The following is a 15,281-nucleotide window of genomic DNA, read 5'->3' as shown; positions in this document are numbered from 1 at the left end:
GAGCATGAATTTTGGCAGCAGTTTTGGAATCAGCGCTTCGGCATTAACCGCTCAAAGGCTGCGGATGGACGTCATTTCATCCAACATTGCCAACGCCGAAACAACACGAGCCTCAGTTGTCGACGGCAAGCCTGTACCCTATCGGAGAAAGATGGTTGAGCTGGAATCGGTGAAAAACGACAGCTTCTCCAACATCCTCCATTCGAAAATGAACGGTGAGACTCAGGGGGTTCGCGTTCGTGCAATCACGGAAGACTCGTCTCCGTTGAAGCCGGTCTATAATCCGACCCACCCGGACGCCGATGAAAATGGATATGTGTATATGCCGAATGTGGATACGACCAAAGAAATGGTGGACATGCTATCCGCTTCGCGCTCCTATGACGCCAATGTAACGATGTTTAATGCGAGCAAGGCAATGGTTTCAAAGGCACTTGAAATTGGCAAATAATCTGATAAGAGAATAACAGAGAAATGCGGTTCAGGCTGCAACTAATGATATAAGGAGGAGAGAAGTTGAATATTGCGATTGGACAGCAGGTCATTACCCCTCTTAAGATGAAGACTTCTGAAACCCAGCCTTCGGTAGGGCTCTCGGATGGCGAATCAAAAGGCTTTGGCGCTTATCTTGAAGATGCCCTGAATCAGGTGGCTGCACAGGAACAGAATGCGAAAGACATGAATAACAAGTTTGTTTTGGGAGAAGTGAATGTGGACGAAGCGATGATTTCCTCTCAGCAGGCTCTTCTCAGTCTTCAGCTGACTACTCAGGTCCGAAACAAAGTCATTGAAGCCTATCAGGAAATTATGAGAACGCAGATCTAAATAATCCCAGCTTGGTTTCGGATGAGGTGACACTGTGAATGAAAGATTCGCCCAATACAGGGACAGGTTAACCCAGTATTGGAACAAATTCAGCGTTAAGCAGAAGGTTCTGTTCTTTTCGACGCTGTTGATCATGATTATTATCATTATCGCTGTTACGATGCGGCTCACCCGAACCGAATATGAAGTCGCCTTTCAGGACTTGGACAGCACCGACGCAGCCGGGGTTATCAACTACCTGGATTCCTCCGGAATCAGCTATAAGCTGAGTGCAGACGGTCACAGTATTTCCGTTCCGAGTACCGACGCCGCTCGGGTGAAAGTGGATGTCGGCTCGCAAGGAATCGTTCAGGACGGATCGATCGGTTTCAAGGTTTTTGATCAGAGTTCATCCATGATCGGCACAACCGACAGCGAGTTTAATGTGAAGTATAACAACGCGCTTAACGGTGAGGTCCAGCAACTGCTCCAGAAAATGCAGGGAGTCAAGGACGCCAAGGTACTCGTCAATCTGCCGAAGGAAACCGTGTTCGCAACCCAGGATGACCAGGAGAAAGCTTCGGCATCCGTAGTCCTCTCGTTCAAGCCGGGGTTCCGGCCGAATCAGGACAATATCGACGGTTACTTCAATTTGGTGAAGACTGCCATTCCGAACCTGCCGATCGATAATATTACTATCACAAACGACGAAACGGAGCTTATGCCTTCAGCCAAGGGCGGCCAGAACGGCGTATCCAACCAAGTCGAAGAAAACTTCGCTCTTCAGAAGAAATTTGAAGATGAAGTCAAGAAGAATGTTAAAGCTTTTCTTGCCAATCTGACAGGACCCGACAAAGTTGATGTTCTGGTCTTCTCCAAGCTTAATTTTGATAAAGAAAGCCGGAAAGAAGATCTCGTAACGCCTGTTGACACCGAGAATATGAAAGGCCTCGAAATCAGCTCGCAGATCATCAGCAACACTTATTCGGGAACAGGCAACACAGATGGCGGGGTGGCGGGAACAGGCTCTGGAGATGTATCGGGTTATCCAACTAGCAGCAATACCGGGAACAGTACATCCGAGGAATCCTCCGAGACGCGAAACTACGAGGTCAACCGAATTACGAAGGATATCATAGCAACGCCATATACTGTAAAAGATTTAACCATAAATGTTGCAGTTGAACCACCCGATGGCCAAACAAGTTTGGATACCGCAACAACGGATGCGATTCGTACGGTTCTGGTCAATATTGTCAGAGCATCGCTTGCGGATTCGGGAGTCACTTATACAGACGCTGATTTAACGAAAAAAGTTTCGGTCTCCGTGCAGCCTGTTGGTGTAAATACTTCGGCACAGACTGCTGGCGGTTTGGCGAAATGGATGATTTGGGCGATCGCTGGAGCAGCGTTGCTGCTCGGCGCGGGTGCAGGATACTTCTTCTTACGCCGCCGCCGCAACAATGAGGAAGAGGAAGTCGACGACGAGCCTCTTCAAATGCCGACGGAGTTCCCGTCTATCAATCTCGAGAGCGTAACGAACGAAAGCCAAGTACGCAAGCAGCTTGAAGGCCTGGCCAAGAAAAAGCCGGAAGAATTCGTAAACCTGCTGCGCACATGGCTTGCAGACGAACAGAGGTGAACCTATGGCAAAGGCTGCACAGCAGGGTCTAAGCGGCCGACAAAAAGCAGCGATACTGCTTATTACTTTGGGGCCTGAAGTTTCAGCCCAAATCTTCAAACATTTAAGAGACGAGGAAATTGAGCAGCTCACGCTTGAGATTGCCAACGTTCGCAAGGTGGACAGCGGTGAGAAAGAATTGATCATGTCGGAGTTTCATCAGATTTGCCTCGCTCAGGAGTATATTTCTCAAGGCGGGATCAACTACGCCAAGGAAATTTTGGAGAAGGCGTTGGGCCAGCAGAAAGCGCTGGAAGTTATCAACAGGCTTACCGCTACTCTACAGGTTAGACCTTTCGACTTCGCTCGAAAGGCAGATCCGAATCAGATTCTGAACTTTATCCAGAACGAGAATGTTCAGACCATCGCTCTCGTGTTGTCCTATCTGCAGTTCGATCAGGCCGCATCCATTCTGTCTTCGTTGCCTCAAGAGAAGCAGGCGGAGGTTGCGAGAAGAATTGCAGTCATGGACAGCACTTCGCCGGAAGTAATCTCCCAGGTCGAAAGAGTGCTCGAACAGAAGCTGTCTGCTACCGTAACCCAGGATTATACAAATGCCGGCGGCATCGAATCGATCGTTCAAATTTTGAACGGCGTCGACCGGGGAACCGAGCGCACGATTCTGGATTCACTGGAAATTCAAGATCCGGAGCTCGCGGAAGAGATCAAGAAACGGATGTTCGTGTTCGAAGATATCGTCAATGTGGATAACCGGTCCATTCAACGGATCATCCGGGATATCGAGAATTCCGATCTGCAGCTTGCACTCAAGGTCGCCAGCGAAGAAGTCCGGGATGTTATCTTCCGCAACATGTCCAAACGGATGGCGGAAACATTCCGCGAAGAGATGGAATACATGGGGCCGGTACGGCTGCGTGATGTTGAAGAGGCACAGACCCGCATCGTAGGCACGATTCGAAGACTGGAAGAATCGGGTGAGATTATAATTGCCCGCGGCGGAGGAGATGACATTATTGTCTAAACTGATCAAACACTCCCAATACGTTCCAGTTGATGTGCTGAAAAGGCTGGAGTTAGCCAGGCAGCATGCCGGCATTCAGGAAGAAGAGAACCATCAGTCCGATGATCATGCTTCCGCAGCTCATATAGATCCCGATTACGAGGCTGCGGAGCAGTCCCGGAGACAAATTCTGCATGACGCCAAAGAATTTGCAGAGGATCAAGTGCGGAGTGCTTCCATGGAAGCGGAGCGGATGATCGAAGCCGCCCGCGCCGAAGCGGAAGAGTGGTGGCAGAGCCGTAGAGATCAGGATGAGAACCTGGTTGAAGCGGCTAAGGCCGAAGCTTTTCGCAATGGTTATGAGGAAGGGCTGTTGGAAGCCGAGAAAGAGATGCGCGAGAAGCTTGCCATTGTAATGGAAGAAGCGCAGGCGGTTCTGACTGAGGCGTATAAGGCAAGAGATTTGATCATTCAGGAAGCGGAGCCTTTTTTGGTGGAGCTTAGCTGCGATATCGCCGAGAAAATAGTTGAGAAGCAACTGACCATTGAGCCCGCATTTACCATCGAACTGATAAGAAGAAACCTAGCCCGCAAACGGGAGCAGGGAATTATCTCCTTGTGCGTCGCACCAAGCCAGTTCACTTTTGTTAACGCGGCTCGCGAGGAGCTTACACTGGCCATCGACTCCCAGGCAGAGCTTCAAATTCTTCCTGACTCGACGGTCAAGGATCACGGCTGCGTGATTCGGTCTTCATTTGGAAGTGTGGACGCTCGAATCGACACCCAGTTGCAGGAAATCAAGAAAGAACTGATCAGAGTGGCGCTTGACAATGAGGATCACAGAAATGGTGAAGAGCATGCTTGATACCCGCAAATACAAAGAGCAGTTGAGAGGCTTTGATCCCGTTCGCATTAACGGTAAGGTTACGCAGGTAATCGGGCTGATGGTGGAATCTGAAGGCCCGGACGCCAGCATAGGCGATGTCTGTTATATCTACCCGGCAAAAGGAAGCAAGCCGCTGAAGGCGGAGGTTGTCGGCTTTCGCGACAATAAAGTGCTTCTGATGCCGCTTGGTGAGCTCCAGGCAATTGGACCGGGCTGTGATGTCGTTGGAACAGGCAAACCGTTGAACGTTCAGGTGGGCTCCGAGCTCCTTGGAAAAGTGCTTGACGGACTTGGACAACCCTTGGACGGTTCGCTTATCCCGGCGAGAATGCCATACAACTCCACCTTTAACGCGCCTTCCAATCCGCTCAACCGCCCGAGAGTGCAGGAGCCGATCAGCATCGGTGTCCGTGCCATTGACGGTCTGCTAACGATTGGCAAGGGCCAGCGTGTTGGTATTTTTGCAGGATCAGGCGTCGGGAAAAGTACATTAATGGGGATGATTGCCCGAAATACCTCCGCAGATGTCAATGTGATCGCCCTGGTTGGTGAACGTGGCAGAGAGGTGCTGGATTTCATAGAGCGCGATTTGGGTCCTGAAGGGCTTCAGCGTTCAGTCGTCATCGTAGCGACTTCAGACCAACCTGCTCTAATCCGTATTAAGGGAGCCTTGATCGCAACGACAATCGCAGAGTACTTTCGGGACCGCGGTTTGAACGTCATGCTCATGATGGACTCAGTCACGCGGTATGCCATGGCTCAGCGGGAAGTGGGATTGGCGGTCGGCGAACCTCCGGCTATGAGAGGCTACACTCCGTCGGTGTTCGCAAGTCTTCCGAAGCTGCTTGAACGTGCGGGGACCGGTCCAACCGGTTCGATTACGGCTTTTTACACCGTGCTTGTCGACGGGGATGACATGAACGAGCCGATTGCCGATGCGGTGCGCGGTATTCTGGATGGTCATATCGTTCTGAATCGCAGCATCGCGAACCGGGGACATTTTCCGGCGATCGACGTGCTGTCAAGCATTAGCCGGGTTATGAAGGACATTGCGCCAAGGGACCAGATCGCGGCGGCGGAAAATGTGAAACGATTAATGGCTGTTTATAAGGAATCGGAAGATTTAATTAATATCGGAGCCTATCAGAGAGGGTCCAACGCTCAAATTGATGAGTCGATCCATTATATAGACAGTATTTGGGAGTTCACCAGACAAAAAGTTGACGAGAAGACAACCCTTTCCGAAGTCCAGCAAGACCTAATCTCCCAGTTCTCAAGGAGTTGAATGATAATTTATGAAATTTCATTATAATTTCCAGAAGGTCGTCGATTTGAAGGGCAATGAGCGTACACAAGCTGAATGGATGCTGTCCAGTGCTCTAGGCGAGCTTCAGGCACAGGAGAAAAGTCTGGCTGAACTAACGGCACAGCGTAATGAAATGCTGCTTCAAGTTCAGGCGGCGGCAGAGCAATGTTCACCCATGAATAAAATCAGGGAATTGCAGGATTACGTTGAGTTTCTGGACAACTGCATCGTCAACAAGCATGAGCAAATCAACGCAGCGCATCAAGAAGTCGTGCGTAAGCAGGATGAACTCAATGAGAAGGCGGTCGACGAAAAGGTGTGGCTCAAAGCCAGAGAAAAGGCGCTTTCCCTTTTCCAGCACAATATGAACTTGCGGGAACAGAATGATTTGGACGAGATGGCCACAGTCCGCTTCGCGATGAAGTCCCTGTAAGATTTGGAGGTCTTGAAACCTTTGGCACAGAACGATATGGAACTGGAGAACGAAGGGTCGGCAGGCAAATTTGAGCGGTTTCTTTTTCTGATGATTCCAATTCTGTTTACGCTCGTGCTGATCGGCGTTCTGCTGGCACTCTTTAATATGGATTATCGAAATGACATGTTAAAAATAGCCAATAAAATTCCGATTGTGGAGAAATGGATTCCCGATCCGGAACCAACAGCGGCAGATAAAGCGGGGACGGAGGATAATCAGGCTGAAAGTTCCGCTTCCACGATCAAAAAGCTGAAGAGTCAGCTCTCGGAGCAAGAGGCCAAGGTTAAGCAGCTCACAGAGCAGAAGACGGCTCAAGATCAGCAGGTCAAGAGTTTGCAGGATCAGATCCAATCCTTGCAGTCTGCTCAAAGCGCGAGTGCGCCTACGCCTTCGCCTACGGAAGATCCTCATGCAAAATCTATCGCTGATATGACCAAGCTCTATGCGGGAATGAAGCCGTCAAACGCAGCCAACATCATGAAGAATATGACTACGGATGAGGTTGTTCAGCTGCTTAGCGGAATGAGTAGCGAGAACAAATTGGCGATCCTGCAAAAAATGGATCCCAAAACGGCGGCGGATGTCTCAGTAAAGCTAAAGGAAACGGTCAATTCTTCCGATATGGCTATTGCAGCCCTTCAATCAAGACTTAATCAGCAGTCGTCAGCATCAACAGGAACGACAAGCAGCGGAAATCTTGACAAGGCGACTCTAAGCCAGACTTTCACATCGATGCCTGCGACCGAGGCGGCCAAGCTGCTGGCTTCCATGTACAGCATCAGCCCGGATAAGGTGGTCACGATCCTGAGTTCGGTAAGCGACAGCGTGAGATCTTCGATTCTGTCGGAGATGACCAAGAATGACACCAACGGCGAGACGGCCAAGATTGTAAACAGACTGATGGGCGGCAAGTAGAAGCATCAACTCGCACTTGAAAGGAGGTGAAATCAAAAATGAGTCTTGTATTTCAAATGATGTCTTTAGGTAAAGGAATGACAGGCAAAGCTTCCGGGGCGGGCACTGCTAATCAGACCAATGTTCAGGGAACGTCAGCAGCAGGTTTATTCTCTCAAACGCTGATTCAGACCCTGGGCAACCAAAACCCGGACGGGAAGCTGAGCGAATCGGCGATCAATCTGCAAAGCCTTGCAGCTGTTCTGCAGGGTGGGAGCAACAGCAATCAGAGCAGCGATGCTGAGCCGACAACTCTTGGAGATCTGGTTGAGGAAATCATTCCGGAGCTTGGGAAGCTGGATGATGCAATCGAATCGGATCCAGCTTTGTTGGCTGCACTTCAAGGCTGGCTTACACAAGCGGTTGCGGTGCTGTCGGGCAATGATCAGGCCGAGCCTGAACAACAGACCGAATTAACTGCTCTTGCAGGGAATCCGGCAACATTAAGATTTGCTGTTCAAGATCAGCTGAACAACCTGGCTGCTGTTCTTAAGGAAGCAACTTCAGCAGGGAATGAGACTGCTAATCTTCAGGCTCAGAAATTGCTTGCAAGATTTGCTTCAATTGTTGAACCCTACATGGGAGAGACGCAGCAGAACCCGGTTGAACAATCCGCTGTACCAGCGCAGGCGCTCGTTGCCAAAGAAGTTGACCAGCTGCAGCAGGGCAAAAATGTTAAAGTTGACAGTCTTCCGGCTCAAGTCTTGCAGGGGAACCGGAATCCGGTTGCTGCCAATGCTGCCGGCAAACAGGCTGAAACCGCCGTCTCCTCCACTGATAATTCGGACCCGGCTGCACTGCTTCAGGAGCTTAAGGCTAGTCTGAGCACAGCTGCAAAGGAATCCTCAAGCGGACAAGACGGAACACTCAATCAGGATGATTCGAGTAAAGGTACGCAGGATGATAGCAAAGTCGTTACTGCGGGTCAACTGCTTATGAAAGACGGCATTACCGGATCGGTGAAAGCAGAGATTCAACAGCCGGTACCTGTTCGAAAGTTCCATGAAGAAATGACCAAGCTTATTACCGGTAAGTTTGAAATCATCAAGAAGGATGGAGTTGCCGAGGCGACAATCTCCTTGTTTCCGGAGAATCTGGGTCAGGTTGACGTAAAGATCACTCTTCAGAACGGTCAAATCGTCGCGCAATTTATGACGGAGCATTCCAGCGCGAAGAGCCTGCTTGAGAATCAGATGTCCCAGCTTCGTGCAGCGCTGCAATCGCAAGGACTGCAGGTTGAGAAGTTGGAAGTCACACAGAACACAGCTTCACCGCAATCCCAGCTGTTCCAGGAAGGACGCCAGTCTGGCTCCGGTGGACAACAGAATTCCGAACGGCGCTCCAAGGAGCGCAAGGTTCAAAGCGAGGATGCCATCCTCACCGCAGAACTTGATGCGGAATGGAAGGAATGGCGTGTAACCGAAAGAGAGAATCTTCAGAGTCATGCAGGCCAATTCTCGGCTGAAGCCTAAGTTTATATAGAGGAGGTGAACACATTTGTCCACGGATAGCATCATTTCCACTTCGAATGTCTGGCCGAACTATTCGGCATCGAACGTAGCCAATCTCAACTCTGCTACCAGCAAAACGGGCAGTTCGACACTCGGCAAGGATCAGTTCCTGAAGATCTTGATTACCCAGCTTCAGAATCAGGACCCCATGCAGCCGATGGAAGACAAAGAGTTTATTGCTCAGATGGCGCAATTCTCGTCGGTAGAGCAACTGATGAATATTTCAAACCAGCTTAACACGCTGAATCAATCACTTGGCGCGGTTTCCGGTTTAATCGGGAAAAATGTCAGCTGGATTGACACCTCGACTTCCCAGGAAGCGTCAGGAACCGTAGATTCGATCGTTGTCACCAGCGGCGTTCAATATGCGATTGTAGGCAAGGATAAGATTGCCCTGACTGATATTACGAAGATACAGAATGCGGATACCGCAGCTTCTCAGGAAAGCGGGTCATCCTCATGAATGAAAAAATGACAGTCGGCCAAATGTACACCGGCATTCGCCATCCGGGAGTCGTTTCGCGCCCGGGCAGCAGCAGTAACCAAACTGCGGCTAAATCGAGCGAAGTCTCCTTCGAGAGCATGCTGCAGCAAAATATGCTGAAATTCAGCAATCATGCTGCCAAGCGTCTCGAGCAGCGGGGGATTCAGCTCGGCGTTCAACAATTGGACCAGATTAACTCGGCGGTCGAAAAAGCGGCTGCAAAAGGAAGCAAGGAATCGCTAATCTTGATGAAGGATTTGGCATTCATTGTTAACATCCCCAATCGCACCGTTGTGACAGCTTTGGATGGAAATTCTATGAAGAACAATGTTTTTACGCAAATTGACAGTACTGTAGTTATTTCTTAACCGGCTGGCCCTAACGGAATGCCGGAGAACCGCCGACCGACAGACGCGGTTCAATACTATACATCCGGGAGCCTAAATGGGCTCCACCAATAGGAGGATCTATTAAATGCTAAGATCAATGTACTCCGGTGTTTCAGGCATGCGCGGCTTCCAAACGAAGCTGGACGTAATCGGCAATAACATCGCCAACGTCAACACGACCGGTTTCAAATCCTCGCGGGTAATGTTCAAGGATATCATGAGCCAGACGACTTCCGGTGTTAGCGCTCCGACAGATGGCGGAGCAGGCGGTGTTAACGCCAAGCAGATCGGTCTCGGCGTAAGCATCGGATCGATAGACACGCTGCATCTGGCAGGCAGTGCTCAAACTACCAATAACCCTACCGATTTACGGATCGACGGCGACGGTTTCTTTCTTGTGAAGCTTAATGGCGACCAAGAGACTCCGTTCCTGACACGCGCGGGCGATTTCCATGTTGATGCGAGCCGGAACCTGGTTAACTCGGATGGTCTTCATGTAGTCGATTCTTCGGGCGAAGCTATTGTACTGGGTGATGACGTAACGGCCTTCTCCATTGCCAATGACGGTACTATTATGCAGACTATGAGTGACGGTACAACAACAACCGGCGCTCAAATCGGCGTTGCCAAGGTAAGCAATCCTGGAGGACTTGAGAAGATCGGCGGCAATCTGTATCGCATGACAATGAATGCTAACGCAGACGGCGCGCTTGAACCTACAACTGCCAATAACACAGAATCGGGAACCGGCGCTATCGTCGCAGGCCAGCTCGAAATGTCAAACGTTGACCTGACAGGTGAGTTCACGGAAATGATTGTCGCTCAGCGCGGTTTCCAGGCCAATTCCCGCATTATCACGACTTCAGATGAAGTGCTTCAGGAAGTCGTTAATCTGAAGCGCTAATCAGGTTCAATAAAGCCGGGAAGATTTAAGTATACGCTGTTGCCGGTTTTGCATTATAATAGATTCGTTTCGCTTTTTTATAGCATTATCTTCATTATCCGGTCGAAGCTTCCTTTGGCCGGATAATGGAGACAAGCCGCACTCTGATAATCCGTTTTACTATTTACCAGAAATGCTGCGGAGTCTGATAGAGACGCGCGCTTCTTCTGACATAGGAGGCCTTGTATGATCTCGGTAACACGACTAAACGGATCACCAATGTGGCTTAATGCCCTTCTGGTAGAAATGGTGGAGGAAAACCCGGACACCTATATCACGCTGGTAACGGGCAAAAGGCTGATTGTTCTTGAAAAAGTCGATGAAGTTATAGCCAAAATCAGGGACTACAATAAGGATATCGGCGCGTATTCCGCTACCATTAAAGTCCAAACACTGGAGGAGCTTTCATGAAAAAGATGCTGCCTTGGCTGATTACGATTTTACTCGCAATTACTTTGATCGTGGTCGCCGCTTTTCTGTTAATGAACAAAATATTTCCTGATGATACCAACAATCCTGTAAATGAAGTGGCTCAGCAGGTCGAGACCAAGAATTTGACAGCCGATCAAATCGTTGAGCTGACTTCCGAAATCTCAGAGATCAAGACTAACCTCGCAGACCCCGATTATATCGTTCAAATAAACTTCGCATTCCAGCTGGACACGGCAAAGGCGAAAGAAGAGTTTGAGAAAATCAAGGATATCAAAATCAAACCGCTGATTATCAAGACGCTGGCTGATGTTAAGCCACAGGAACTTAACGGAGCCGCAGGCAAGGATCAGCTGTGCAGCAAGCTGCTTAATCAAATCAATAAGACTCTGCCCGAGGGTAAGCTAACTCAGGTAGAAATAACCAATTATATATTGGCATCCATGTAATGTGATTACAGCAGTCAAGGGGGTGATTGAGTGGTTGATGTACTGTCACAAAATGAAATTGACGCTCTGCTTGCCGCCCTTTCATCCGGCGAGATGGACGCAGACGAACTAAAAAAAGAAGAAACTCAGCGAAAAATCCGCTCCTATGATTTCAAACGGGCATTGCGTTTCTCTAAGGATCATATTCGAAGCCTCACTCGGATTCATGAGAACTTCGCCCGGTATCTTACGACGTATTTTTCAGCGCAGCTGCGGACGTTTGTTCAGATCAATGTGGTCCAGGTCGAACAGCTGCCTTATGATGAATTCATCCGTTCCATCCCCAAGATGACGATATTGAACATCTTTGAGGCTGAGCCTTTGGAAGGCCGAATGGTTATGGAGGTTCACCCCAATATCGCCTTTGCCATGCTGGACAGGCTGTTGGGCGGAATTGGAACCGCACCTACCAAGGTAAACACCCTGACCGAGATCGAAACGACCATAATGGAGCGCATATTTAGCCGTTGCTTTGAAAGCCTTCAGGAGGCGTGGAAGACCGTTCTGGATATTGAGCCGCGTTTGGAGGCTCTTGAGACCAATCCGCAGTTTATGCAGATTGTGTCCCCCAATGAGACCATTGCCCTGATATCCCTCAGCACGAAGATCGGGGATACGACCGGCATGATCAACCTTTGTATTCCACATGTTGTACTTGAGCCGATTATGGCAAGACTCTCGGTGCATCAATGGTTTGTCTCCGAGAAGAAGACGAGAGACGATGAAGAAATTCAAGCCATTCGTACCAACGTAACGAGAGCGCAGCTTCCAATCGTAGCAGAGCTTGGCGAGTCGAAAATATCAGTCTCCGAGTTTTTGGGTCTGGGCATAGGCGACGTGATTTCACTGAACCGGACTGTTGAAACCGGTTTGTCGGTTAAGGTTGGCGACAGGCTGAAGTTTATCGGAAGCCCGGGAGTAGTCAAAGACCGGGTCGCTGTACAGATTGACGAGATTGTCAATGAAGGAGTTGAAGAGCTTGACGAGTAAGGACTATTTATCCCAGGAAGAAATCGACGCTCTTTTAAAACAATCGGCCGAGGGTTCAGATGCGCCAGCTGCGAAGACTGTGGATGACTTTCTGACGCCTTTTGAACAGGACGCATTGGGTGAAATCGGGAATATCACCTTTGGCAGCGCGGCTACAGCTTTATCTACCCTGCTGGGTAAAAAAGTAGATATTACAACACCGCAGGTTTCGATTATTACACGGAGTGAATTTGAAGTGGCTTTTCCCAAGCCGCATGTTGCCGTACATGTTCAATATGTTGATGGCTTCCAGGGAATCAACTCCCTTGTAATTAAAATCCGCGATGCTCAAGTTATTGCGGATCTCATGCTCGGAGGAAACGGTGAACCAAAGGATGAGGAACTGAACGAGATTCACATCAGTGCGGTCCAGGAAGCGATGAACCAGATGATGGGTTCGTCCGCTACCTCGATGTCTACGATCTTTAACCGGTTCGTCAATATCTCGCCTCCAGGCATTGATATCTTGAATATGTCAAGCGGAGAAGGGGTTGGAAGTCTTCCTGAAGAGGAGACATTGATCAAAATCTCGTTCCGCCTCACCATCGGGGATTTGATCGATTCCACCATCATGCAGCTTCTGCCAGTTGCTTTCTCCAAGAACATGGTATCTATGCTGATCGGAGATGCAGCCAGTGAGGAACCGGCCGCTGCGGTCGAAGCACCTCCGGCGCCTTCACAGCCGGCACAGGCTCCTGCGCAGCAGACGCCGCAAGCAAACGCGCCTGAAGCTCAGACGCCTCCGCAAGGGCAGCCTCCGTATCCGGGAATGCCTGAAGGCGGTTATTATTATCCGCCGTATGGAACGCCGCCTTACGGAATGCCCGGAGGGATGCCGCCATACGGAATGCCGCCGCAAGCGACGCCTTATCCGCAAGCTGCGCAGACCCCTCCTCCCGCCGCACCGCCAAGCCGGAACGTAAATGTACAGCCGGTGCAGTTTGGCAATTTGAACGGGAACGTGTACGGCAACGTAGACGAAAATAATTTAAACTTATTGATGGACATTCCCCTGAAGGTCACCGTAGAATTAGGAAGGACCCAGAAGCAAATTAAGGATATTCTTGAAATGTCTCAAGGCTCAATCATCGAGCTGGATAAGCTCGCCGGCGAGCCTGTAGATATCCTGGTGAACAACAAGCTGATTGCCAAAGGTGAAGTAGTGGTAATCGACGAGAACTTCGGGGTTCGCGTAACGGATATTGTAAGCCAATGGGACCGGATGCAAAAATTACAATAAGCAAAAATTAGGGAGGATTTTCTTAAATGGCTAACCGAATTTTAATCGTAGACGATGCTGCTTTTATGAGAATGATGATTCGCGATATTTTGTCCAAGAACGGGTTTGAAGTGGTAGGAGAAGCCCAGGACGGTTCCCAAGCGATTGAGAAATTCAAAGAACTGCGTCCCGACTTGATTACAATGGATATTACAATGCCTGAAATGGATGGCATCGCCGCTTTGAAGGAAATTAAAAAAGTTGACGCCAACGCGAAGGTCATCATGTGCTCCGCTATGGGTCAGCAGGCGATGGTAATCGACGCCATTCAAGCCGGTGCCAAGGACTTTATCGTCAAGCCTTTCCAAGCTGACCGCGTTATCGAAGCCATTAACAAAACGCTCGGCGTTTAGGAGCTTTCCATGCCCAGCAACTCTGGCTTTGACGGTGGAAGCACAGCATTGAATTTAATCAATGTAATCCTGGTTCTCATTGTTATCCTTGTCATTATCGTGCTGCTCATCCGGTTTCTTGGACGGCGTAATCAAAGCTGGATGAGCAACCGGTCCATAAGAACTCTTGGAGCAGTCGGACTTGGTCCCAGCAAATCGCTTCAGGTCATTGAGATTGGCGAAAGCCTATATATCATCGGGGTGGGAGAAAATGTCACCATGTTGGACAAAATAACCGATCCCGAGGAAGCGGCGGTCATAATGGCGGCATTCGAAGAACAGTCCACATCTGCCGGAAGTTTAATCAAGACTGTCGGAGATAAACTGAAAGGGAAGTTTCAGGGCAAGGTGTCGTCGGAGGAAATTAACCTGAACGATAACACTTCGTTCTACGAAATGCTTCAATCCAAACTGCGCTCCGCTCCCGACCGAAAGAAGGAATTAGAAGAGCTGTTGGACGAGGATGACAAGAAGAACAGGCAGGAGGAGACATGAAGAAGAAAATTCTGCTCACCTTCCTGCTTATCGGTCTGATTAGTATTCTGGTTCTGCGACCGATCCATGCGGCTGCAGCTGATCCGATTCCGAATATCGATATTCAGGTTGGGGGAGAGGGCTCGCAGAGCGGGACGAGCTCGGTATCCATTATTTTACTTATTACCGTATTGAGCGTCGCACCCGCGTTTCTGGTGATGATGACAAGCTTCACTCGAATCGTCATCGTCCTCGGATTCGTCCGGACATCGCTTGGCACTCAGCAGATGCCGCCAAACCAGGTGTTAGTCGGGATGGCCCTGTTTCTGACGCTGTTCATCATGTCGCCTACACTGTCGACCGTGAATCAGGTTGCGCTTCAGCCTTATATCAAAGGCGAGATTACGCAGACGGAAGCTTTGAAGAAGGCTGAGGACCCCATGAAGCAATTCATGTTCAAGTATACGCATGAGAAGGATCTGCTCCTGTTCATGAAATATAACGGCTTTACAGGGGAGCACAAGCCCAATACTTACAAGGATATCCCGTTGACAGTTCTCATTCCTTCCTATGCGATGAGTGAGATGAAGACGGCTTTTCAAATGGGATTCTTGATATTCATTCCTTTTCTAATTATCGATGTGGTTGTGTCCAGTACGCTGATGGCCATGGGGATGATGATGCTTCCGCCGGTTATGATCTCATTGCCTTTCAAAATCATGCTGTTCGTGCTTGTAGACGGCTGGTATCTTGTCGTCAAGTCGCTGCTTCTCAGCTACGGCACTTGACGAAAGAA

At 49.5% G+C, this 15,281-nt stretch carries 19 protein-coding genes; all 19 read left to right on the top strand.

Translation table 11 applies throughout. The features are described 5' to 3' along the window. Nucleotides 1-4 precede the first annotated feature (4 nt). The 19 genes from flgC to fliP all read left to right on the top strand — a co-directional run bounded on the left by flgC (nt 5) and on the right by fliP (nt 15,273). Nucleotides 5-451 carry a flagellar basal body rod protein FlgC gene (gene flgC, locus KIH86_RS17365; RefSeq protein WP_223087084.1) on the top strand — a complete coding sequence of 149 codons (447 nt, stop codon included), beginning with the start codon at nt 5-7 and terminating at the stop codon, nt 449-451. A 92-nt stretch (nt 452-543) separates the two neighbouring features. Then, the gene (gene fliE / locus KIH86_RS17360) at nt 544-825 is read left to right on the top strand and encodes a flagellar hook-basal body complex protein FliE (protein WP_268964195.1); all 282 of its coding nucleotides are present in this window, start codon (nt 544-546) and stop codon (nt 823-825) included. A 34-nt stretch (nt 826-859) separates the two neighbouring features. Continuing rightward, nucleotides 860-2,446, top strand: coding sequence for a flagellar basal-body MS-ring/collar protein FliF (gene fliF, locus KIH86_RS17355; RefSeq protein WP_223087086.1), 1,587 nt, complete (start codon nt 860-862; stop codon nt 2,444-2,446). 4 nt (nt 2,447-2,450) lie between these two features. Further along, nucleotides 2,451-3,467, top strand: a complete 1,017-nt coding sequence (gene fliG / locus KIH86_RS17350; protein ID WP_223087088.1) for a flagellar motor switch protein FliG — start codon at nt 2,451-2,453, stop codon at nt 3,465-3,467. Beyond that, nucleotides 3,460-4,311, top strand: a complete 852-nt coding sequence (locus KIH86_RS17345) for a FliH/SctL family protein (protein ID WP_223087091.1) — start codon at nt 3,460-3,462, stop codon at nt 4,309-4,311. The genes fliG and KIH86_RS17345 overlap by 8 nt, the downstream gene beginning before the upstream one ends. Beyond that, entirely contained in the window at nt 4,304-5,617 is a 1,314-nt protein-coding gene (fliI, locus tag KIH86_RS17340) for a flagellar protein export ATPase FliI (RefSeq protein WP_223087745.1), read from the top strand. Before KIH86_RS17345 ends, fliI begins: the two co-directional genes overlap by 8 nt. Before the next feature lie 10 nt (nt 5,618-5,627). Continuing rightward, nucleotides 5,628-6,071 carry a flagellar export protein FliJ gene (gene fliJ, locus KIH86_RS17335; RefSeq protein WP_223087093.1) on the top strand — a complete coding sequence of 148 codons (444 nt, stop codon included), beginning with the start codon at nt 5,628-5,630 and terminating at the stop codon, nt 6,069-6,071. Between the two features lie 21 nt (nt 6,072-6,092). Further along, on the top strand, nt 6,093-7,028 hold the full coding sequence (locus KIH86_RS17330) for a MotE family protein (RefSeq protein ID WP_223087096.1): 936 nt from the start codon (nt 6,093-6,095) through the stop codon (nt 7,026-7,028). Nucleotides 7,029-7,066: 38 nt separating this feature from the next. Beyond that, the gene (locus KIH86_RS17325; RefSeq protein ID WP_223087099.1) at nt 7,067-8,539 is read left to right on the top strand and encodes a flagellar hook-length control protein FliK; all 1,473 of its coding nucleotides are present in this window, start codon (nt 7,067-7,069) and stop codon (nt 8,537-8,539) included. 25 nt (nt 8,540-8,564) lie between these two features. Beyond that, nucleotides 8,565-9,041 (top strand): flagellar hook assembly protein FlgD, encoded by a 477-nt coding sequence (flgD, locus tag KIH86_RS17320; RefSeq protein WP_223087102.1) that lies wholly within the window; start codon nt 8,565-8,567, stop codon nt 9,039-9,041. Next, nucleotides 9,038-9,430, top strand: coding sequence for a TIGR02530 family flagellar biosynthesis protein (locus KIH86_RS17315; protein ID WP_223087105.1), 393 nt, complete (start codon nt 9,038-9,040; stop codon nt 9,428-9,430). The genes flgD and KIH86_RS17315 overlap by 4 nt, the downstream gene beginning before the upstream one ends. A gap of 106 nt (nt 9,431-9,536) precedes the next feature. Beyond that, nucleotides 9,537-10,355 carry a flagellar basal body rod protein FlgG gene (gene flgG / locus KIH86_RS17310; RefSeq protein ID WP_223087108.1) on the top strand — a complete coding sequence of 273 codons (819 nt, stop codon included), beginning with the start codon at nt 9,537-9,539 and terminating at the stop codon, nt 10,353-10,355. 225 nt (nt 10,356-10,580) lie between these two features. After that, entirely contained in the window at nt 10,581-10,805 is a 225-nt protein-coding gene (locus KIH86_RS17305; protein ID WP_223087111.1) for a flagellar FlbD family protein, read from the top strand. Next, a complete protein-coding gene (locus tag KIH86_RS17300; protein WP_223087114.1) occupies nt 10,802-11,272 on the top strand; it encodes a flagellar basal body-associated FliL family protein in 471 nt (156 codons plus the stop codon). The genes KIH86_RS17305 and KIH86_RS17300 overlap by 4 nt, the downstream gene beginning before the upstream one ends. Before the next feature lie 30 nt (nt 11,273-11,302). Next, nucleotides 11,303-12,301: a flagellar motor switch protein FliM gene (gene fliM / locus KIH86_RS17295; protein WP_223087116.1), complete on the top strand. Its 999-nt coding sequence runs from the start codon at nt 11,303-11,305 to the stop codon at nt 12,299-12,301. Beyond that, nucleotides 12,291-13,580, top strand: coding sequence for a flagellar motor switch phosphatase FliY (gene fliY / locus KIH86_RS17290; RefSeq protein ID WP_223087118.1), 1,290 nt, complete (start codon nt 12,291-12,293; stop codon nt 13,578-13,580). The genes fliM and fliY overlap by 11 nt, the downstream gene beginning before the upstream one ends. A gap of 26 nt (nt 13,581-13,606) precedes the next feature. After that, on the top strand, nt 13,607-13,972 hold the full coding sequence (locus tag KIH86_RS17285) for a response regulator (RefSeq protein ID WP_019910416.1): 366 nt from the start codon (nt 13,607-13,609) through the stop codon (nt 13,970-13,972). A gap of 9 nt (nt 13,973-13,981) precedes the next feature. Beyond that, the gene (locus KIH86_RS17280; protein WP_223087120.1) at nt 13,982-14,506 is read left to right on the top strand and encodes a flagellar biosynthetic protein FliO; all 525 of its coding nucleotides are present in this window, start codon (nt 13,982-13,984) and stop codon (nt 14,504-14,506) included. Continuing rightward, complete coding sequence (fliP, locus tag KIH86_RS17275) at nt 14,503-15,273, top strand: flagellar type III secretion system pore protein FliP (protein WP_223087122.1); 771 nt, start codon at nt 14,503-14,505, stop codon at nt 15,271-15,273. The genes KIH86_RS17280 and fliP overlap by 4 nt, the downstream gene beginning before the upstream one ends. The last annotated feature ends 8 nt before the right edge of the window (nt 15,274-15,281 follow it).

Source organism: Paenibacillus sinensis, assembly GCF_019904155.1.
Classification (GTDB): domain Bacteria; phylum Bacillota; class Bacilli; order Paenibacillales; family Paenibacillaceae; genus Paenibacillus_AQ; species Paenibacillus_AQ sinensis.
Note: the sequence above shows the minus strand (reverse complement) of the source record. Positions and strands in the feature narration are given on the sequence as shown.

Bases quoted from the DNA above. Each gene is read 5' to 3' on its own strand.
- flgC (WP_223087084.1), top strand. From the start codon at position 5: ATGAATTTTGGCAGCAGTTTTGGAATCAGCGCTTCGGCATTAACCGCT.
- fliG (WP_223087088.1), top strand. From the start codon at position 2,451: ATGGCAAAGGCTGCACAGCAGGGTCTAAGCGGCCGACAAAAAGCAGCG.
- fliI (WP_223087745.1), top strand. From the start codon at position 4,304: ATGCTTGATACCCGCAAATACAAAGAGCAGTTGAGAGGCTTTGATCCC.
- fliJ (WP_223087093.1), top strand. From the start codon at position 5,628: ATGAAATTTCATTATAATTTCCAGAAGGTCGTCGATTTGAAGGGCAAT.
- KIH86_RS17325 (WP_223087099.1), top strand. From the start codon at position 7,067: ATGAGTCTTGTATTTCAAATGATGTCTTTAGGTAAAGGAATGACAGGC.
- KIH86_RS17315 (WP_223087105.1), top strand. From the start codon at position 9,038: ATGAATGAAAAAATGACAGTCGGCCAAATGTACACCGGCATTCGCCAT.
- flgG (WP_223087108.1), top strand. From the start codon at position 9,537: ATGCTAAGATCAATGTACTCCGGTGTTTCAGGCATGCGCGGCTTCCAA.
- KIH86_RS17305 (WP_223087111.1), top strand. From the start codon at position 10,581: ATGATCTCGGTAACACGACTAAACGGATCACCAATGTGGCTTAATGCC.
- KIH86_RS17300 (WP_223087114.1), top strand. From the start codon at position 10,802: ATGAAAAAGATGCTGCCTTGGCTGATTACGATTTTACTCGCAATTACT.
- KIH86_RS17285 (WP_019910416.1), top strand. From the start codon at position 13,607: ATGGCTAACCGAATTTTAATCGTAGACGATGCTGCTTTTATGAGAATG.
- KIH86_RS17280 (WP_223087120.1), top strand. From the start codon at position 13,982: ATGCCCAGCAACTCTGGCTTTGACGGTGGAAGCACAGCATTGAATTTA.
- fliP (WP_223087122.1), top strand. From the start codon at position 14,503: ATGAAGAAGAAAATTCTGCTCACCTTCCTGCTTATCGGTCTGATTAGT.